Origin of the sequence: Enterococcus sp. DIV1067f (genome assembly GCF_050543505.1) — a bacterium.
GTDB classification, from domain to species: domain Bacteria; phylum Bacillota; class Bacilli; order Lactobacillales; family Enterococcaceae; genus Enterococcus_D; species Enterococcus_D entomosocium.
The window spans coordinates 2,298,066-2,318,846 of sequence record NZ_CP172940.1 but is presented as its reverse complement, the minus strand read 5'-3'; the positions used below and the strand labels follow the sequence as shown (position 1 = coordinate 2,318,846).

At 41.0% G+C, this 20,781-nt stretch carries 19 protein-coding genes; 16 read left to right on the top strand and 3 right to left on the bottom strand.

The annotated features are described in order from the left end of the window. Positions 1-318: 318 nt before the first annotated feature. From IGJ42_RS10685 to IGJ42_RS10665, 5 genes are all read left to right on the top strand, one after another. On the top strand, positions 319-2,985 hold the full coding sequence (locus tag IGJ42_RS10685) for a cation-translocating P-type ATPase (RefSeq protein WP_429969258.1): 2,667 nt from the start codon (positions 319-321) through the stop codon (positions 2,983-2,985). A 209-nt stretch (positions 2,986-3,194) separates the two neighbouring features. After that, positions 3,195-3,602, top strand: a complete 408-nt coding sequence (locus tag IGJ42_RS10680) for a MarR family winged helix-turn-helix transcriptional regulator (protein WP_008378808.1) — start codon at positions 3,195-3,197, stop codon at positions 3,600-3,602. A 14-nt stretch (positions 3,603-3,616) separates the two neighbouring features. Next, a complete protein-coding gene (locus IGJ42_RS10675) occupies positions 3,617-4,252 on the top strand; it encodes a nitroreductase family protein (RefSeq protein ID WP_008378805.1) in 636 nt (211 codons plus the stop codon). A gap of 14 nt (positions 4,253-4,266) precedes the next feature. Further along, the gene (locus tag IGJ42_RS10670; RefSeq protein WP_429961381.1) at positions 4,267-4,554 is read left to right on the top strand and encodes a putative quinol monooxygenase; all 288 of its coding nucleotides are present in this window, start codon (positions 4,267-4,269) and stop codon (positions 4,552-4,554) included. 2 nt (positions 4,555-4,556) lie between these two features. Then, positions 4,557-4,916, top strand: coding sequence for a DUF1304 domain-containing protein (locus IGJ42_RS10665; RefSeq protein WP_016613516.1), 360 nt, complete (start codon positions 4,557-4,559; stop codon positions 4,914-4,916). A gap of 132 nt (positions 4,917-5,048) precedes the next feature. On the opposite strand, the gene IGJ42_RS10660 is transcribed toward IGJ42_RS10665, so the two are convergent. Further along, positions 5,049-5,651 carry an ECF transporter S component gene (locus tag IGJ42_RS10660; protein ID WP_005234954.1) on the bottom strand — a complete coding sequence of 201 codons (603 nt, stop codon included), beginning with the start codon at positions 5,649-5,651 and terminating at the stop codon, positions 5,049-5,051. Positions 5,652-5,760: 109 nt separating this feature from the next. Between IGJ42_RS10660 and IGJ42_RS10655 the strand changes: the two genes are divergently transcribed. The 3 genes from IGJ42_RS10655 to IGJ42_RS10645 all read left to right on the top strand — a co-directional run bounded on the left by IGJ42_RS10655 (position 5,761) and on the right by IGJ42_RS10645 (position 10,135). Further along, positions 5,761-6,381, top strand: a complete 621-nt coding sequence (locus IGJ42_RS10655; RefSeq protein ID WP_005225615.1) for a TetR/AcrR family transcriptional regulator — start codon at positions 5,761-5,763, stop codon at positions 6,379-6,381. Positions 6,382-6,748: 367 nt separating this feature from the next. After that, positions 6,749-8,239: an NlpC/P60 family protein gene (locus tag IGJ42_RS10650; RefSeq protein WP_429967948.1), complete on the top strand. Its 1,491-nt coding sequence runs from the start codon at positions 6,749-6,751 to the stop codon at positions 8,237-8,239. A 33-nt stretch (positions 8,240-8,272) separates the two neighbouring features. Continuing rightward, positions 8,273-10,135 carry a glucosaminidase domain-containing protein gene (locus IGJ42_RS10645; protein ID WP_429967947.1) on the top strand — a complete coding sequence of 621 codons (1,863 nt, stop codon included), beginning with the start codon at positions 8,273-8,275 and terminating at the stop codon, positions 10,133-10,135. 71 nt (positions 10,136-10,206) lie between these two features. On the opposite strand, the gene IGJ42_RS10640 is transcribed toward IGJ42_RS10645, so the two are convergent. Further along, complete coding sequence (locus IGJ42_RS10640; protein ID WP_429969256.1) at positions 10,207-10,830, bottom strand: hypothetical protein; 624 nt, start codon at positions 10,828-10,830, stop codon at positions 10,207-10,209. A 489-nt stretch (positions 10,831-11,319) separates the two neighbouring features. Between IGJ42_RS10640 and IGJ42_RS10635 the strand changes: the two genes are divergently transcribed. From IGJ42_RS10635 to IGJ42_RS10625, 3 genes are all read left to right on the top strand, one after another. Continuing rightward, positions 11,320-11,697, top strand: coding sequence for a DUF7006 family protein (locus IGJ42_RS10635; RefSeq protein ID WP_005234961.1), 378 nt, complete (start codon positions 11,320-11,322; stop codon positions 11,695-11,697). 138 nt (positions 11,698-11,835) lie between these two features. After that, positions 11,836-12,603: a putative ABC transporter permease gene (locus IGJ42_RS10630; protein ID WP_400451138.1), complete on the top strand. Its 768-nt coding sequence runs from the start codon at positions 11,836-11,838 to the stop codon at positions 12,601-12,603. A gap of 205 nt (positions 12,604-12,808) precedes the next feature. After that, positions 12,809-14,002, top strand: coding sequence for a 3D domain-containing protein (locus tag IGJ42_RS10625; protein WP_429969255.1), 1,194 nt, complete (start codon positions 12,809-12,811; stop codon positions 14,000-14,002). Between the two features lie 299 nt (positions 14,003-14,301). On the opposite strand, the gene IGJ42_RS10620 is transcribed toward IGJ42_RS10625, so the two are convergent. Next, a complete protein-coding gene (locus IGJ42_RS10620; RefSeq protein ID WP_429969254.1) occupies positions 14,302-15,771 on the bottom strand; it encodes a helix-turn-helix domain-containing protein in 1,470 nt (489 codons plus the stop codon). Between the two features lie 861 nt (positions 15,772-16,632). Between IGJ42_RS10620 and IGJ42_RS10615 the strand changes: the two genes are divergently transcribed. Genes IGJ42_RS10615 through IGJ42_RS10595 form a run of 5 tightly spaced genes read left to right on the top strand, consistent with a single transcriptional unit; the run spans position 16,633 to position 20,780 of the window. Then, on the top strand, positions 16,633-17,502 hold the full coding sequence (locus tag IGJ42_RS10615; protein ID WP_429967944.1) for a hypothetical protein: 870 nt from the start codon (positions 16,633-16,635) through the stop codon (positions 17,500-17,502). A 45-nt stretch (positions 17,503-17,547) separates the two neighbouring features. Next, entirely contained in the window at positions 17,548-18,480 is a 933-nt protein-coding gene (locus IGJ42_RS10610) for an LCP family protein (protein WP_005234969.1), read from the top strand. 15 nt (positions 18,481-18,495) lie between these two features. Beyond that, complete coding sequence (locus tag IGJ42_RS10605; protein WP_008378786.1) at positions 18,496-19,275, top strand: YveK family protein; 780 nt, start codon at positions 18,496-18,498, stop codon at positions 19,273-19,275. A 9-nt stretch (positions 19,276-19,284) separates the two neighbouring features. Further along, entirely contained in the window at positions 19,285-19,992 is a 708-nt protein-coding gene (locus IGJ42_RS10600) for a CpsD/CapB family tyrosine-protein kinase (protein WP_005234973.1), read from the top strand. 23 nt (positions 19,993-20,015) lie between these two features. Further along, positions 20,016-20,780: a tyrosine-protein phosphatase gene (locus IGJ42_RS10595; RefSeq protein ID WP_008378782.1), complete on the top strand. Its 765-nt coding sequence runs from the start codon at positions 20,016-20,018 to the stop codon at positions 20,778-20,780. Position 20,781 lies beyond the last annotated feature (1 nt).

The following is a 20,781-nucleotide window of genomic DNA, read 5'->3' as shown; positions in this document are numbered from 1 at the left end:
GCGAACATCTTCATCCATGATAGGTTAGAAATAGGCCGAATGGTTTTTTCACAAAGTACGTACATAGAAAGATCACTTGCGACTACCAAAAAAAGTTACTTCACTGCTCGCAAAATGATCGACGCTCAACACACATACCTTTTCCCTCAGCCAGTCAATCTGCGCTTGCTTTTCTTATTGGTTATATTCCCTTCAATCAGCAATTGCCTGAACCGATTCAAAATCAAAAAATGACTGTGCAAGGTATCTGTACCGATTTATCCCTTCAGAAACGTGGAAACCCTCGGCAAGAAGTTTACAATTAAAAGGAGGAATTTGATGGAAAAATTTTACCAGCAAAAGACTGAAGAGACCTTGAAACATTTTGAAAGTGACCGCAAGCAAGGCCTAAGCGGGAAAGAAGCCGACAAACGCTTAGAAAAATACGGAGAAAACACGATCCAGCAACAAGAATCCCTTTCTGTATGGGAATTGCTGTGGCATAACTTGAACAACTTGATTGTTTATCTCTTGCTAGCAGCTGCGTTACTCTCTTTTGCGATGGGGGAAACGGTTGAAGGAATTGCAGTATTGATTGCCGTGGTGATTGCTGTAATGACCGGTTTCATTACAGAATTACGAGCACAAAAATCAATTGATTCACTTCAAAGCATGATTTACACTACCGCAAAAGTGATTCGTGATGGAGAAGTAATGGAGATCGAGTCGGCAAAGATCGTTCCAGGCGATATTCTCGTTTTGGAAGAAGGGGATGCTATTGCGGCAGATGCCCGCTTACTTGAAACGAGCAACTTTGCCTGCATCGAATCAGCGCTGACCGGTGAGTCAGAAGCTGTTGAAAAAGATGCACGAGAAACTTATGAAGAAGATGTTCCATTAGGCGATCGCCGCAATGTCGTTTTCGCAGGAACTGCGGCAACTCGCGGAAATGCCTATGCAGTAGTGACAGAAACCGGCATGAAGACCGAGGTTGGAAAAATCAGTGATATGCTGACGGGGGACAAAAAGCGTCAAACGCCGTTAGATATCGAATTGGACAAGCTAGGAAAAGCAATCATTATTGCAGCACTCTTTGCTGCGGTGGCAGTTTTGATCGCTGGGGTCTTGACGAATCAACCATTTGTCGAAATGATCCATATCTCGATTATTTTAGCGGTCGCAGCGATACCTGAAGCAATGCCAGCCGTTTCGACGATCACATTGTCTCGAGGCATGCGGACGATGGCCGAGCACAAAGCACTCGTCAAATCGTTATCAGCCGTAGAGACTCTTGGCGCCACCAGTATCATTGCCAGTGACAAAACTGGGACGCTGACAGAAAACCAAATGACGGTTGCTGAGATCATTTTAGGTTCAGGAGAAATGTTCAAAGTGACAGGAAATGGGTATGAACCCAACGGAAAATTCTATAAGGCAGACTCGGATGATAATTCCGAGATCGATGCAGCCAATCATGATGCGCTGCAAGGGATGATCGCAAATGGCGCTTTATGTACCACCGCCACTTTACGTGAAAACGAGGGACAATACGAGATCCTCGGTGATCCAACGGATGGTGCGTTCGTCGTTTTAGGTCAAAAAATCGGTATCGATCGGCAAAAAGAGCAGGATAGCGGGCTGAAGAAAATCGCAGAAATGCCCTTTGATTCCGACAACAAATACATGGTGACCGTGTATGAAGGAGAGCAACGGACATTGATTATCAAAGGGGCACCAGATGTCTTGATTGATTTAGCCGATGCTGATGCCAAAGAAAAAGAACAGCTTCATGAATACAATGACACGTTAGCCAGTCATGGGCAGCGGGTGATCGCTGTCGGTTATATCGAGGATTATCAAGGTGGAATGGACAAAGCAGAGCTGAAAGCAGCACTGCAGGAAATCAAGATCCAAGGCTTTGCGGGCATCGTCGATCCGCCACGAACAGATGTCAAAGAAGCAGTGAAGGTCGCCCAAGAAGCGGGGATCCGAGTGAAGATGATCACGGGGGACCATCCGAAGACCGCATCAATGATCGCCAAAGAAATTGGCTTAAAAGATCATGAAAAAACCATGACAGGTCGCGAGATCGATGAATTGGCAGGGCAGGAAGGCTTTAACGAAAAAATCGAAGAAGTCGCTGTCTTTGCTCGAGTCTCTCCAAAAAATAAATTACAACTTGTGGAAGCCTTGCGTGAAGAAGGCGATATCGTTTCTATGACTGGCGATGGCGTTAACGACGCGCCGGCACTCAACGGCGCCGATATCGGGATCGCCATGGGGATTCGTGGGACAGAAGTAGCCAAAGAATCTTCCGATATGATTTTAACGGATGACCGTTTTGGAACAATCGTCGATGCCATCAAAGAAGGACGCATCATTTTTGACAACATCAAAAAATATGTTTCTTTCTTATTCTCATGTAATATGGTTGAGATCGTGACGATCTTTTTAAGTGTCATCTTCTTGATGCCAATGCCGATCCAACCGCTGCATATCCTTTTCTTAAATCTAGTCATCGATATTGCGCCAGCAATGGCGTTAGCCTTTGAACCAGCAGAAGACGATATCATGAAACGTCAGCCACGGTCGAAAGCTGATGGCCTCGTCAACAAACGCTTCTTAGGACGCATCATTTTAAGTGGTGTTGTGATTGGTTTGGTGGCGTTTGGCTTCTTCAATTTCTTGATGTTGACGGATCACGAGTTGCTTTATGCACAAACAGCGACCTTTACCTTTATGGCAGTAGCACAATTGATGCATATTTTCAACGTTCGTAAGAGCAGCGGTTTTGGCTTAGACAAAACTCTCTTGAAAAACAAACCGTTGATGGGGGCATTGCTCCTTTCCGTAGGTTTGCAGCTTTCAGCAGTCTATGTACCGTTTATGAATGAGCTATTAGACACGATGCCAATTCAAGCCGGCACGTGGGGGATCATCTTCGCTGCTGCAGCGATCTCTACACTGATTGTGATGGGCTTGAAGAAACTCTTCCAATTAAAATAAAATAAATTCTCCAGTATTTTCTCAATACCGGAGTAACGAAGACCCGCAGCCTAATGGCGCAACTTCGCCAAAGGATTCTTGATTCGATCCTTGATGAAGTTCGCCTAGCTGCGGGTCTTTTTTGCTTACTCTTTACAAGCAAAAGAAAATGATTTATACTTGACTAGTCAACAGTTGACAAGTCAATGATGAAAGGAGCGGTTTATGCAATGAATTTACGTGAGCTAAGCGGATTGCTGTATCGGATGAAAATCGTGAATCAAGAATTAACGGCGATCTTTGAAAAAGAGACTGGCTTTAGTCTGACCCGTTATCAGTTGCTGCAGTTTTTGAATGAGCAAGGACGCTGTACCCAAAATCAAGTACAGAATGAATTGAAGATCGATAGTGCAGCGGTCACTCGGCATTTGAAGATTCTCGAAGAAAAACAATTTGTGACACGGGAACGAAACAAAGACAATAACCGCGAGATTTTTGTTTCTTTGACACCGAAAGCACAAGCCGATTTGGCTAGTTGTGCTTCAAAGCATGCCAGCTCTGAGGAGTCGTTAGGCATCAATTTGACCGAAGAAGAAGAAGCACAGCTTCTAACATTACTTATGAAATTAGTTCCATGAAAGAAGGCAAACCCATGACAGAATACAGCAATAACAATTTTTCAGAGATTACCTTTGGCCGAAAATCGGTCCGTGTCTATGATGAAACCTACAAAATCCCTCATGAAGAAATGTTGACCATGATCCAAGAGTCAACGACAGCACCTTCCTCAGTCAATATGCAGCCTTGGCGCTTTGTCGTTGTGGAAAGCGATGAGCAAAAAGCAAAATTGAAACCGTTGATTCGTTTCAACGTCCGACAAAATGATACATCTTCTGCAATGGTCTTGATTTTTGGCGATATGCTTTGTCATGAACTAGGAGAAGAAATTTATAACAAAGCAGTAGCAGAAGGCAAAATGCCAGCGGAAGTACGTGACCAACAATTAGCAGCGATCATTCCTCATTACGAAAATCTTACAAAAGAACAAATGAATGATGTGGTGAAGATCGACGCTAGTTTAGCAGCGATGCAATTTATGTTAGTTGCGCGGGCGCATGGCTATGAAACCAACCCAATCGGCGGTTTTGAAGCAGATCAATTAGCAGAAGCTTTTGGCTTAGACAAAGAACGTTATGTTCCTGTCATGATCCTTTCAGTCGGAAAAGCCAAAGAATTAGGCTATGAATCCGTTCGGTTAGACGCAGAACAAATTACGACATTTCTATAAGAGGAGGGAAAACGATGGAAATCATCAATGCAACGTTTTACATCAAAGAAGAAAAGCGGGCAGATTTTTTAGCCGCTGTTACCCCATTAATAGCATCGGCAAGAACTGAGGATGGCTGCCACGGCTATCATCTCTATGAATCATTGGAAGAGAACAATCGGTTTGTCATGGTCGAAAAATGGGCGAATCAAGAAGCGATCACCGCTCACAATCAAAACCCGCTGCTGCAACAATTATTCCAACAAATGCCTGACTTTGCAACCAAACCGAGCGAGATCGTTGTCGCTCATCAAGGAGAATAAAGATGACGATTTTATCGACGATTTTGATTGTACTGGTTGCCTTAGAGTTTTTCTATATTCTCTATTTAGAAACATTTGCCACTACGTCCAAAGCAACGGCGCGGGTCTTCAACGTGACGAAAGCAGAACTTGAACGACCGATCGTTGTGACCTTGTTCAAAAACCAAGGGGTTTACAATGGACTCATTGGTTTGGGGTTACTGTATAGTATTACCTTTGCTTCAGCACCATTGGAAATCAGTCGCTTGTTGCTGATCTACATTATCTTAGTAGCTGCATATGGCAGTGTGACTAGCGACAAGAAAATTATTTTGACCCAAGGCGGTCTAGCGATCCTTGCCTTGCTGTCCACCTTTTTTTAACCAATAAAAGAAGAAGCCCCCTAATCTAAGAAAGCCTTTCTATACAATAGAAGCTTTCTTAAATCGGGGGCTTTTAATGTTTGGGCAAAGAGTACTCAGAACGTGAAAAAAATGATAGGATAAGAGAAGGGACTAACGATTTTCTGGACGTAAACTGGTTGCCGCAAATAAGGCTTTTACTAGAATGGGTGTTAAGATCGCAGCTGTGATCACCTCAGAGATTCCATTCGTTATAGCAATTCCACCGAGGGTCACGAATAAAGCCGAAGCATCGACACCATAGGTATTGGCAACTAACCCAGTATATAAGGTTCCCATTAGGGTTAAGACCAAAACTGTATTTGTGATGGTCCCAAAGATCGCTGCAACAATCGAAGCAGCGACGACTTTTTTGGTCTTTTTGTAAATGATCGTAAATAAGAGACCAGCCACTAAGCCAACCAACACACGGGGGACCACCGAGATGATTGGGTTGGTGAAAACGGCAATGTCCAAGGGCGTTGTCGGGGAGGTAAACGCACGGATCATGGTAAAAATGCCCCAGACTAAGCCAATGAACATCCCGTCTTTTGTCCCTAAAACGATGGCAGCGACGATTACCGTGATATGGATGATCGTCAAACTAGTGATACCGATCGGAATAAATCCAAGGAAAGGCACCATCGTCTGTAAAATAATAATAGCAGTCAAAATGGCACGAATGACAAGGCGATAGGTTTTGCTTTTTGTATTCATTGTAAAAACTCCTTTTTTATAATGACACTCGTGTCATTTTTAAGTTAGGTTGATTATACAACAAAATGACACGAGTGTCATTAATAATGTGATGAAAGGAGCCAAAAAAATGGCGAAGAAGCAGCAGAGTGAATTGACTACAGCTGAAAAGAAAAAACAACAAAAGCGTGATTTGATTCTTGAAAGTGCCAAAGTCGTCTTTAGTAAGAAAGGTTTGATTGATGCGACAATGAAGGACATTATCGAAGAGTGCGGCATTAGTCGCGGCGGCATTTATTTGTACTTTCGTTCGGTGGATGAGATTTTTTTGGCAGTGTTAGAGCAGCGTTCCAAACGAAAATTTGATGATGTACGAGAGATGATCATGGAGCAAGTACCCTTTGAAACGATTTTAAACAAATATTTTTCCGACCATCGCAAGCGTCTACTCCACAGCATTTCTGACGGTATGCTGCGAGCCGTCTATGAGTATTACTATACGCATAAAACCGAAGCCTCCAGTTCACTGCAGCAAGCTCAACTCGCTGAGACGAAACGGACGATCCATGAGATTTTTCAAGTGGGCGTTCAGCAAGGTGTATTAAAAGATGAAAACTTGGCAGTGATTGCAGAAAACTATATGTTCGTGATTGAAGGATTAGGGATTTTGGCTCTGACCGGTCACATCACAGAACAGACCATTGATGACCAAATCGCCGTAATGAGACAACTACTCCCTTATCGTGAATAACACAGACAAAAAAACTCGCTCTTTTCTAGAAAACACTAGGAAGGAGCTTTTTTCGTCTGTTTATAACTTTGTGAATCAAGCATATTTTGCAGAAAATTAATGTAATAAAAGTGAAATCTACAACATTATTTATTTTTTCTTAAGAAAAAGGACTTTTTCTATGAAGTTTTCTTGAACAGTTGATACATAGGGATTCAATCGGCGTGTCGGTGGGATAGGAGTGGGGAACATGTAATAAAAAAACAGAGCTTATTTATGTAACTAAAATGTAAATCGCTTACGGATTGGGTTTGTTGCTGAACTATGGTAAAATGAAAATGGTCAAATAAATGAAAAAAAAGTTTTAAAATTGAATTTGGAGGATCAGATGAAGAAGAAAATCTTTGCAACAGTGTGTATGTGCGGCATTGTATTGTCATCATTCGGCGGACCTGTGACCGTTTTTGCTACGAATCACGATCAATTGATCGAACAAAAAAATAACGAAATTGATCAGTTGAGACAGCAACGTCAAAGCGTACAAGGGGAAATTGACGGATTGTCTGCAGAAATTGATTCGTTAAATCAAGAAGCAGCAATCATTTTAGCGCAGCAAAGTGATTTGTTGCAAGCGATCGAAGGATTGGATCAGGAAATCAGTCAGTTAGAAGAGCGCATTGCCAAACGCTCAGAAAACATTGAAAAGCAAGCCAGAGAAACACAAGTTAATGGAAAAGGCGACCATTTTCTAACAGCGGTACTAGAGGCGGACTCTGTCAGTGATCTAGTCGGTCGTTTGCATGCGATGACGACGATCATTCGAGCGAATAATGAAGTGATCGAACAGCAAAAAGCCGACCAACAAGCTGTTGAACAAAAGCGTGCGGAATCACAAGAAAAAGTGGCAGAATTGCAAGCAGCACAGAGCCATCTGGAAGCACAAAAAGGTATTTTGGAAGCAAGCCAAGCAGAATTAAATGTCTTAGTTAGTAATTTAGCCTACGAAGAAGCAACGAAAGAAGAAGAAAAAGAACAGCTGCGTGCGGAAAAAGAAGCCTATGAAGCGGAGCAAGCGAGAATTCGTGAAGAAGCTGCCCGAGTAGCTGCTTTACAAGCCCAAGCGGAACAAGCGGCGCAACAGCAGGCAGAACAAGCTGCAGCGGAAGAAGCAGCCTTGAATGAAGCAGCTGTTCAAGTAGAGAGCACAGAACCTGACGCAGAAACAGAGAGCCCAGCGCCAGTGGAAGAGCCAGAAGCACCAGCAGAAACGCAACCAGAGGAAACGCAAGAATCTGAACCGGTTGAAACACCAGAGGTTCCAGAGGAAACACCAGTAGATACACCAGAAATTCATGAGCCAGAAACACCAGTGACACCTGCAGCACCGGAGACGCCAGCGGACAGTGCACCTGCAGTTCCTGCACCAACGCCAGCACCGACGCCAGTTACACCAACACCGGCGCCAACGCCTGCTCCGTCACCTGCACCGATCGTGACGCCGCCAGCACCTTCTGCACCAGCATCAACAAATGGTGCTGCAATCGTGGCAGAAGCCTATAAGCATATCGGAAAACCCTATGTGTGGGGTGCCAAAGGACCGGACAGCTTTGACTGTTCTGGGTTTACTCGCTATGTCTTTTTACAAGTAACAGGGAGAGATATTGGTGGATGGACGGTGCCACAAGAAACAGCCGGTACAGTGATTTCCGTTAGCCAAGCACAACCAGGAGATCTTTTATTCTGGGGTTCATCAGGTAGCACCTATCATGTAGCCATTGCTTTAGGTGGCGGACAATACATTCATGCACCACGCCCAGGACAAAATATTTCTGTTGGCAGCACCGCTCATTTTACACCTAGCTTTGCAGTAAGAATGTAAGAAGTAGCTAGCTGTAGTTTTAAGGAGAGACAAATGGAAGAAAGAAAACAACTTCGTTATCGTGCGAAGAAACAAAAAAGAGGGCTTCTTTACCGTAAAAGTGCGGCGGCAACCGCTGCACTTGTTAGTACGGTGAATATTTTGCCGATGAATGTTTTAGCAGATACACTCGAGTCAGCAGAAGCCCAAAATGGTGTTCAAGTAGTTGAAACAGCAGAGTCAACCCAAGACACATCGACGCATGATTCAGTGAGCATTGTAGAAGATCAAGAAGTGAACGAGGGATCACCAGCAACTCAAGGTAGTACCGATCCATCAGAAGCTGAAAGTGCGGATGGAGTAGACATCCAAGAGGTACCCGAAAATGCACCAGCAGATGATGCTTCTGAACAGAATGAAGCAGAAACCGATAGTGATATTCCTGTTCTGTCAGAAGAAGAGCGGATCGCCATTGAAACGAAGGTCATGCCCAACTACAATAATCCAATGGCACGTTCCAACAATCAGCAAGCATTTATTCAGCAAGTAGGACCAATGGCACAAGAAGTTGCCGGGGCAAATGACCTCTACGCTTCGGTCATGATTGCCCAAGCGATCTTAGAATCAGGTTGGGGGCAATCCACGCTGACCACTCTTGCAAATAATATGTTTGGTATCAAGGGATCTTACAATGGACAATTTGTAGAGATGCAAACCATGGAAGATGACGGGAATGGCAATCTCTATCCGATTATTGCTAGGTTTCGTAAATACCCCTCATTAAAAGAATCTTTTCAAGACAATGCGCACGTTTTGAGAACTACCTCATTTTCGCCGGGTGTTTTCTTCTACCATGGGGCATGGAAGTCTAATACAAATTCTTATCGTGACGCGACTCAATGGCTGCAAGGACGTTATGCCACCGATACTTCTTATGCAAGTAAGCTAAACAACTTGATTGAAACGCACAATTTGACCCAGTACGATACATCAAGTGGTGGCGGTTCAAATGATAACAACAGTAACAATTCTGAGCAGGCGATCAATAAGCAATTCAGAACAAATGCAGCACTCAATATCCGTTCGGATGCTTCCACTAGCGCCTCGATCGTTGGTTCATTGGCTGCCAATGCAACATTTGAAGCAGTAGCGCAAAAAACTGGTACCAGTGTGAACGGCAATACGACGTGGTATCGAATTCAAGGACGTGGCTGGGTAAGTGCTGCTCACGTGACGGAGATCTCATCGAATACGGGTGGGAATGATAACAACAATAATAATGGTAACAACAACAACAACAATAACAACAATGCCGAACAAAGCATCAACAAAGAGTTCCGCACAACTGCTGCCTTGAACATCCGTTCAGATGCATCGACTAGCGCTTCTGTTGTTGGCTCCTTGGCAAGTAATGCGACATTTCGAGCAGTCGCTCAAAAGACGGGAACGAGTGTCAACGGAAACAATGTGTGGTATCGAATTCAAGGACGCGGCTGGGTGAGTGCTACGTACGTGACAGAAGTGAACGCTGGAAGTAATAGCTCTGAGCAAAGCATCAACAAAGAGTTTCGTACAACCGCAACATTGAATATTCGCTCTGATGCGTCTACCAGTGCCAGAATTGTTGGTTCTTTGTTAAACAACTCCTCTTTTCGCGCGGTTGCGCAAAAGACCGGAACCAGTGTGAATGGCAACAACGTCTGGTATCGAATTGAAGGGCGTGGCTGGGTAAGTGCAGCGTATGTTCAAGAAACGAACACTTCCTCATCAAACAGCACCACCTATACCGTACGTTCGGGAGACACTCTATGGGGCATTTCGCAACGCTACAGTGTGACTGTGAATCAGTTGATGCAGTGGAATAATCTTTCTGGCTCATTGATTCTTGTAGGACAGCGTCTTGTAGTCCGTAGATAAAGTAGATAAAATGAAAAAACATCTGGAACCATTTTTGCGGCTATTTGCCAAAATGGTTCCAGATGTTTTGTTTATTCTTCTTTGAAGCTGTTCATGATCGCTGTTAGCTCGTCTTTTGAAGAGTCGTATAAGCTTTCTAACGTCCAACCATACAACTGAACATAATTATTGTCGGTTTCAAGTACATAATAAATATAGTGGATATTTAGCCCTTCAACTGTCGCTGGGAAATCAACGAAATAGGCCTTCGTGTCAGGAATTGGTAAAAAGGTGGCGGTCGTATCGAAGCTTGTTGCCAAATTTTCTTGAACCAATCCGAGATAAGTTTCTAAATCGGCAAAATCTTGTTTCGATTCAACGACTGCAGCTAAGTATTTCGTTTCTAACGCATCTGACAACATGAAATCATTGTCAGGATTCAATGAAGTGAAATCGGGTACCTCTTGCCAATTACTAGGCAAATCGATGGTATAGTTTGTTCCACTCACGCCTGTGATGGTTTGTTCCGAACTCGGTAAAGCCGCTTCGCTGGAAGAGCCCGTCGATTCTTGCGTGACTTCTGTTGACGAAGTCATAGATAAGCTTGTAGCGCTTGCATTTTCCGTGCTTTCTGAAGCTGGTTTCTCCTCTTTTGGCGTACAGCCAGCAAAAAGAAGTGTGAACCCCAATAAACTAAAAACAACACTTTTTCTCATTATTCTCACGTTCCCCTTTGTTTTCTATTTTCAAATAACCAACATTATTTAGTTAATCGTATAATAGGAAAGGAAATAACGCAATAAAATATTCTCAGTTACTGCATGAAAAGAAAAAAATAAAGGATTGTTAAATAATAAATTTAAAAAAATGAAGCCGAAATAACTGACTGTTACCGCTTATTTTCACTTTTTTCTTAGATTGATGCAAAAGTTGATTATAAATACGGGGCGACTTTTGCTATGCTTTAGAAAAGAAAGGAAGCATTAAAAGAATAGTGAAGTTAAAAATTGTGTCGGTTATATCTATAAAATAATAGTGTGTTTTTTATTTATCTATTTGTTTTGAATAATTGTCAGAATTTTGTTGCGAAATACTATGGCTTCTTTCGATACAAAAAGTAGGGCGACATCAGCGACAGCCGGATAGAGAAAGATAGCTCAAAGCGGCGAGGAATAGAAGAAACATAAGATCTACGTTTAAAAAAAATGGAACTAGGGGGAAGGAAATTGTTTTATCAATCAGTAAATGAGTATCTAGTAAAAATGAGAGAAGGATTATCTGCTGAAACCATTAAAGGTGAAATGCCATCAGTCTATGCGTACTGGTTAGCACAGGAAGCAGAATTGAAAAAAATATTGAAAAACAAAGACATGGCTTTTTGGATGGATATCCAAAGAGTTCTCTTGATCGATGCAAAATTAGTATTACTTCGCAGTTATATCAATGACTACGATTTTCACGGATTTTCCGAAGATGAGATCATTGCAAATGTGGAACAAGATCATTTTACCTTTAACAAAGAACTGTGTGGCTATAGTTTGAAAGAACAAGTGCACCCATCAATTATTTTTGGTGATCAATAAGCAACGAAAAAAGAACGTTCAAACAGGGAATAAGCTACTGCACTGATTCAAAATAAGACTGATTGATTTGTGGTATGATTGTGATGACAAGTACGATTGCACAAATCATTGTGACAGTTTGAAAAGGAGCGGATAGGTATGGTTCAATTTGAACGGATCATTTTATTATTTTTCTTGTACTCATTTATCGGTTGGCTTTGGGAAACCATTTATTGCTCACTAAAAGCCAAGCACTTTGTTTATCGGGGCTTCCTTGTTGGTCCCATCACACCCATCTACGGCTTTGGGATTCTTGGCGTTGTCTATTTATTGCGGCCATTGCATGAGCAAGTGATTCCACTGTTCTTTGCGGCAGCGTTGTTGGTTACCGTGCTTGAATATGTGACAAGTTATTTACTTGAGCGTTTTTTTCATGCCTCATGGTGGGATTATAAAGAAGTCCCATTAAATATCAATGGACGGGTGGCATTGCCGATTTCTCTTTTTTGGGGCGTGTGCTGTGTGCTCATTGTTCGATTTGTTCATCCGCAAATGCTGGAGATTGTTCAAACATTGAGTGCTCGCGTAGGATTCTTATTGCCAGTTTTCTTATTGATGGTTCTCTCTTTTGATATGGGCTATACCCTAGCTAACTTGGTTGCCTTTCAGAAAGCGGTGCAACAGGTCAATCAAGCCTTTGAACAGCACAAAAAAGAATTGGCTGAAAATATTGAGCTATATAAAAACGATTGGCAAGGGCGCTTCGCAGCGTTTCCAGAAGAATGGCGCGTATTAAAACAGAATCTACCGAGATTGAATTTCCATCAAAGAAGACTCTTAAAAAACTTTCAAAAGTTAGAAATCAATCAGATAAAAAGCAGTCAGGAATTGTCTCGATTTATTGAAGCGATCCGTAAGAAAAAATAGGTTTGTTACGGTAAGGTTACAAAAAATAAACCCTTATCAATGCTGATTCTTCCCACTTCTGACTCATTTCAGTTGAAAAAGACGATTAAAACACCCACTTTTACGATAATTTGTAACAAATTGTAAAGGTCCTGCAATAAAATTCTTCTTAAGAATTTGTATAATAGGATATGTTGGAAAACATAGTGAGAAGTGAGGGAATTTTTTGAAGGCAAAGAAACTACGAACAATCGTTGTCGCTGTCTTTGCGGCAGGAATCGTTTCTCCAATCTTTGCGCAGGCTGAGTCACTTGAATCATTGCAAGAGCAAGAAAGTGCCGTCATGCAGCAAAGTCAGGAAATCAGTACGGAAGTACAGATTGCATTGACTGATGTGAATGCGAAATACAGTGAGGTAGAAGAGCTAAAAGCTCAAATCGCTGAAAATGAAGAATCATTAGCAACAACCAAAGCAGAAATCAAAACTGCACAAGAAACAATTGAAAAGCGTGAAGCAGTCGTTGCGGAACGTATGAAAGACATCCAAGTCAATGGCGGGGCTACCAGAGACTGGACGGTACTGTTAGAATCATCAAACATCCAAGATTTTATCAATCGTGCCTATGCGATGACGATGTTACAAAACTTGGAAAAAGAAAAGATCGATTCATTAACAGCTGAAAAAGAAAAGCTAGAAGCTTTAGAAGAAAAAGCACAGTCAACACAGCAATCATTGAAAGAAAATCAAACCGCATTAGAATCAGAAGCCAAAACACTGGATTCAAAAATTGCGAATCTACAAGCCCAATTGAAAGAAAACGAATCAACCTTGGCACAAATCGCTTCAAGCAAAGAAGCTGAAACAGCTCGCTTAGCTGCTGAAAAAGCAGCAGAAGAACGAGCAGCCAAAGAAGCGGCAGAACAAGCAGCGAAAGAAAAAGCAGAAAAAGAAGCAGCCCAAGCTGCCGAACGTTCAAGCGCTTCTGAATCACAAGCGGCTGCTTCATCGAGCAGCAATACGACTGAAAGCAGCACCTCATCATCGAGCAGCTCTTCAAGCAGTAACAATAGCTCAAATAGCAGCTCAAGCAATAACAACAACAATAACAATAGCAACAACAGCAATACAAGTAGTGGTCGGACATTGATGATGGAATCAACTGCCTACTCTTATAAAGAAGCTGGCTCCAGTTTCTTTACAGCAAGCGGTACAGACTTACGTAAAAATCCAATGGCAGTTGCCGTGGATCCAAGCGTGATTCCGTTAGGCACCTTAGTCAATGTTGAAGGCTATGGCGTAGCACTAGCGCTTGATACTGGTGGCGCGATCAAAGGAAATATCATTGATGTTCACTTTGATAACGTAGCACAATGTATCCAATGGGGACGTCGTCAAGTAAAAGTAACGATTCTTGATTAATCAATCAACTAGCAAGAAGCAGCTCACTGAATGAAGTGGCTGCTTCTTTTTTTGCTTTTAATAGAATAAGGCATAAGTAGAGAGCGTATCGCTGTGTCAGTGCCGACCCGAACGGATACGCTCTGTTTTGATTTAAATTGCCCATAAGTCCTTACAATCGTTTTCTCAGTTATTTATTTTGTGGTGATCTAATCATACTAGAGAACGATATGTTTTTTAATACCTAAAATGAAAATGGGGCTGAAGAATCAGTTATGATTCCTCAGTCCCATAAATTAAAGAGCCAAGATTTTCATTTATCAAGGATTGAAGTTGGCATTCAGTTTTTCTTCTAAAGCTTCCCAGTCATGCTCATCGGGAAAAGTTTTGAATAGCAAATAATCAATGTCTTGGGCATATTCGGTAATGTATTCCGTATAGTTGGTGACGATCAAATCAATTTGATTTTTTTCCAAATAGCCTGCCGACAATTCATTAGAGTCTGGAAAATAAAATGTCCGAGAGCTGCGCAAATAACGAACAGATTTGCATTTTAATAATTGACATAAATAAAAGGGGCCTTCAAACAAAAAAGCGACATTCTTCTTTGCTTGCCAGTACAAAGATTTAATAGAGGTAACGTACATCGTAAGACTCGTTCCTAAGTGTTCCAGTGTGATACTGTCCCAAATTTCTCTGGCTAATGGTTGCGTCAACAGATAGTTTTTAAATAAATGGTAATCATCCATATACGCCTCTTCGACAAAATGAACGGTATCCGAAATCATATGGTTTAATAAGGGGGATAATAATTGCTTGATTTTTGCTACCGTAAAAAAGGATTCTACTAAGAGCCGGTCACGAGCGCTATCTTGAGTATCTGGCAAACAATCCTTGACAAAGGCTGCAGCAAGCTGCTTAATTTCAGGCCAATGATTATACTCTTTACAAAAGGTTTGTTCGATCGCCAAGTTGCTGATCGAGCGACGGGTTTTCACCAATAAGAACAAATAAAGGACTTCCTCATAGGGAAGTTCTTTTTGGTATTGTTCATTCATTGCCTCGTTGATTTCAGAAAATAGCCGAAAATCATTATATTGCTCAAATATTTTTTTTATTTGCTTAGGCAACTCGATACCTTGACCCGCACAATGGCGCTCAAAGGTGATATACAAGTAGTAATTGAATTCACCAAATGAACAAGCATGCTGGTCAAGTTGATAACATCTAGAAAAAGCGCTAGCAGTGATATTTTGGATGGCGATCGGCGGAAAAATCGTATGGGCAGTAATTTCCGATTCGTAATAGAAATCATGGAAAAACTTGCGAATATTGATCTCCTCACCAATAAAGCAAATAGGATTGGTTTGGATCTCCAAACGATAGAAAGAAAAAATCGGTTGCACTTTCCGCAAATAGCGAAGAACAGTGCTTTCTGATATATGGTATTTCTCAGCCCATTCAGATGAGCTATAAAGATCATTGTGGAAAATACTTTCGATGATATGGAAGAGAATCTCATTGGCAATCAGCGCACGTTTTTTCGTTAAATAAACAGCGGAATGTTTGATCGAAAAAATATACCCCTTGTGAGAAGAGTCGATCGATAAACAATCGCCAAAGTACTCTTTTAGATCCGTCACATCCGTAACGATCGTTCGCGTGGTACTTCCTGAAATTTTTGCCAAACCTTGAGTCGAACATTGATAATTTTTCTCGAATGCCCTCAAAATTTTCAGCCATCGAATCGTTGCAGTATTAGTAATAAAATTTATTTGAAAATTTCTCAAGACGTGGCTCCTTTCATGAACAAAATCGCAAATCTTACTTATTCATCTTAAAGAAGATAGGGAAGAAAAAACAAATCATGTATTTCATCAATTGGTGAAATCTATACCTGAGTCTATGCGAGATTTTTTGCATTTTCTATAAATCAACTGACGATCGGCATATATATAGGTAGAAACACGTTTTTCCCAGCATGTCGAAGAAGATTGATGGAAATTGAATAGCCAGAGAGGGGGCGAGACGATAAGTTTTTAGTGGTGGAATAAAAATTAAATGATTATTGTTTTTCGGGGGGGCGATTGAATATTAAGGAGAACAGAATTGAAGAAAAAAGTCACTTTGCGAAAGACAACTTATAATTTTAACAGGGACGATTGACGTAAATAAATAGCAGCCGCAAAGGAAACCCTAAGTGCGCCAAGAAAAGAATTCAGCTTTGCCAAATTAATTTATAATAACAAGAAAAGTGTATAAAAATACTTTCTGAATTTCTTATCTTTTCTATTTATAATGAAAAGATGTTGAGAAAGTGAACGAATATAATCTCTTAAGGTTATTTTTCTATAATGTGACAACCTTCAAAGGTGATGAGAACAACGATTATAACTGAATTATTCATTATTTAAAATGAGGGTTTAAAAAAACTGTCAAGTAAAGTAGACGTTATTTATGGTTTTTTAAAATAACTGATGTTTGGCATTATATAAGTCTTTTATTGACGAAAAATATACCTTAATAAATAAAAAACGGGAATTTCCTTTATTTAATGATACATTTCTCTTATAATAAACTAGAATTGCCTTTATTATGTGAGAGGAAGGCAGAATGCTTAAACAAGCACAATTGAAGTAGGGAGTGTGTTCATGGGAAAGCCGTTAATAAAGACTTTGACTGTTTTAGCCGTTGGTATTGGCGCCGTTGCAATTTGTTTTATTGGTTACCGACAAAATAACCAAAGGCAATATCAGCAACGAGTCGAATATGCACAGACAGCGATTGCCAGCGAAAAAGATCGCATCAATGAGTTGTCAAATGAAATTGCTGAATTTTACAGCAACGAAGATCAAACGTTTTTGCGAAAAGATCTTAAAGAAGAAGACGTTCTTAAAACAGTCGCAAAACTTTCTGCAGTGAAAGTATCTGCAGACGATTATGGGATCGATGATGATGCACTGCCAAGTGAGTCAGTGGAGATCCAACAAGAAAAAACCGCCCTTGATGATCAGCTAAAAGACATCGAGGCAAAATTAAAAGTACAAGCGGATACGGAAGCCTTATTTACTGAAGGTGTTTCAAATTGGCAAAGTGCTGAAAATGATGTCATCATTAGAGCTGATCTAAAAGAAACGGATGTCGGGAATGTCCGTGAAAATCTGAGCTTTTTTGAGGATAGTAAATGGAAAGAGTTAGTTGTTTCCTATTTAGAATATGCGGATACTCAATTGGACCGCACTGCAAAATTACAAGAAACTTTTGATGAAATGCTTGATGGGGATGAGGTGACAAGTGAAGTCACCTTAGAAAAATACCTGAGTGCAGTCGACAGTATCAGCAAAGTTCGCAACGAAGAATTGAAAGAGAAATTCACCGAATTGGCAGATAAAGTCGCTACCCAAATGGGGTACACAGGATACAGCACGTATACACCCCCCGCTTCAACGGAAAGTTATTCAGAGGATACATCCGCAGGAGATGGCACCTGGACAGATCAAAGTTCAGACACTGTTTACTAATTTAAAGATGTATCGAAGAAAATAGAGATAACTGGAGGAAAGCAAATGTCAAAAGGAAAAAAAATCTTTTTAATCATCTTTTCAATCGTTGCAGTTTTAGTCATCGGAATGATCGGTGTCGCTGCAAAATTATATTTTGATGTATCAAACTCAATTCAAGAAACCTATCAATCAGTCGAACGTGATCGAGAAGATCGTCTACGTGAAAATGATGTCGACCTATCCCAAAAAGATTCCTTCTCGGTTTTACTGATGGGGATCGATACCGGTGATTTAGGAAGAGTCGAACAAGGACGTTCTGATACCATGATGGTGGCGACCATCAGCCCACAAGACAATCAGACGACGGTGGTGAGTATTGGAAGAGATTCCTATGTTGATATCGTTGGACATGGGACGACAGATAAAATTAATCATGCCTATGCTTTTGGTGGACCAGCGATGGCAATGAATACCGTAGAAAAATTCTTGGATATTCCGATCGATCATTATGTATCAATCAATATGGCTGGTTTGAAAGAATTAGTCGATGCGGTTGGCGGCATTGAAGTTGATAATGAAATCACCTTTTCGCAAGATGGCTTTGATTTTGCTATCGGACGTACATCACTAAATGGCGAACAAGCCCTTGCCTATTCAAGAATGCGTTATGAAGATCCAAACGGCGATTATGGACGTCAAGAACGCCAACGTAAAATCGTTGAAGGGATCGTTAAGAAAGTCTTGAGTCTTGATGGAATCACCCAATATCAAACGATCTTAAATGCCGTTGAGCAAAACATGAAGACAGATATGAGTTTCGATGACATGCGAACCTTAGCATTTAACTATCGCAGTGCCTTTCAAACGATCAAACAAGATCAGTTGCAAGGGGAAGGATTCATGCAAGACGGCATCTCATATCAGCGTGTGAGTGACGAAGAACTAGCAAGAGTTCAAAAAGAGTTGAAAGCTCAACTAAATCTAGAGAATGAATAGGAAAGTGGAGAAAAGATGGAAGAAACAATTAGCTTAAAAGAAATATTCGCAATTCTACGGAAACACTTAGCTGCTATTTTTATTTCAATGTTTGCTGGTTTAGCTTTAGCAGGAATATTCACCTTCTTTGTCATTACACCGAAATACAGTTCACAAGCTCAGTTGATTGTGACATTGCCGCAATCCGAAACTACCAATGCCAACGATGTGAATACAAACTTGCAAATGATCAATACGTATAAAGATATGATTGTCAGTGACTTGGTTATGACACAAGTAAAGGATCGTTTGGAGTCTGAAAATAACCTTGACTTGACTGTCGGACAATTGAAAGAATCCATTTCGATCAACCAGTCACAGAACTCACAGATGTTTTCCATTCAGGCAACTAGTACAAATGCAGTGTCAGCGCAAAATATTGCCAATACGACAGCATTGGTCTTTCAAGAAAATGCTCAAGATGTTATGAATGTTGATAAAATCTCAATCATTTCAAGTGCGGTAGCTAGTACTACACCAGTTTCACCTAACAACAAACTAAATTTAGCCATTGGTCTGGTATTAGGGATCATGGTCGGTGTCGGTTTAGCCTTCTTATTGGAGCTACTAGATCGAACTGTCAAAGATGATAAATTTGTAACCGAAACATTAGGCTTTACCGTATTGGGTACTGTACCCCAAATGTCACCAAAAGAATTGGCTGCGACCATTCAGAAAAAGCCAAGCGCACCATTTATTAAGAAACCACAAGGCGACAAAACGGCAGAATCACGCCGTAGTCGTAGCCGGGTCTAGGAGGGAACAATGATGGCAAAAAAACAAGAACGTACTGGGACACAGACACATGCAGTAAGCTTGATCACGCTAATTGATCCTTCTTCGCCAATCTCAGAGCAATATCGTACGATTCGTACAAACATTCAATTTGCATCTTCAGCAGATAAACAAATTAAGACCATTGTTGTTACTTCTTCTGGTCCAGGGGAAGGCAAATCGACAACTTCAGCTAATCTAGCGGTTGTTTTTGCAAAATCAGGACAACGAGTATTGTTAGTTGATGCCGATATGCGAAAGCCTACTGTATACAAAACATTTAGCTTAAACAATGCGAGTGGATTGAGTACCGTATTAAGTACCTCAACGAGCGTCCTTGAAGCAGCTCAAAAAACGGTGATTGATAATTTATCTGTCTTAACCAGCGGACCAAAACCACCAAATCCATCTGAGCTACTTGGGTCAGCACGAATGAACCAAGTGATGGAAGAAGCGAAAAACCTTTACGATGTGGTTATCTTTGATATGCCACCAGTTGTAGCAGTCACCGATGCACAAATCATGGCATCTAAAGCAGATGGGACGATCTTAGTGGTTCGAGAAAATGTTGCACGTAAAGAATCCTTAACAAAAGCGAGAGATCTTTTGAATATGGTTCAAGCAAGAATCATTGGGGTGGTCTATAACGGTGCCGAACACTCGAAAGATTCAGGTTACTACTATTATTATGGAAATTAATTAATTTGAAGGAGACGAGAGAAATGATTGATTTACATTGCCACATTTTACCAGGAATTGATGATGGTGCAGAAGACATCAATGCGAGCATTGCTATGGCTGAAAAAGCGATTAGCCAAGGAATTACGCATATCCTTTGTACCCCACATCATAACAATGGAAAATACCGCAATCCGAAGTCAGAGGTCATTTCTCTCGTTACTTCTTTACAAGAAGAATTAGACGCACGGAACCTGCCCTTGACAGTTCTTGAGGGGCAAGAGGTTAGGATAACAGGAGATTTAATTGAGGATATACAGAAAAATGACATCCTTTTTACAGATCTTGATGATACGTATATCTTGATAGAATTTCCTACGATTGAAGTGCCTACGTATACAGAACAAATATTCTTCGATTTACTACAGCTGGGAAAGATTCCAGTCATTGTCCACCCCGAGCGGAATGCTCATTTTAGAAAAGACCCTAACAATCTCATCCCTTTTTTGGATATGGGCTGTTTGGCACAGTTAACTGCGCCAAGTTATGTCGGCGTATTTGGAAAAGAAATCCAAAAAACAGCAAAAACAATGGTTGAACATAATCTTGTTCAGATGGTCGCTTCGGATGCTCATGGCGTTACAAAACGCACCTTTAATTTAAAAGAAGCTTATGAGCAAATTGAGCAAGATTTTGGCATGCTCAAAGTAACATTGATGAAACAAGTAGCAAAAGATTTGATAAACGGGGATCAAATCAGTTTTCCAGCTTTTACAGAAGTGAAAAAAAAGAAATTCGGGTTATTTTAGG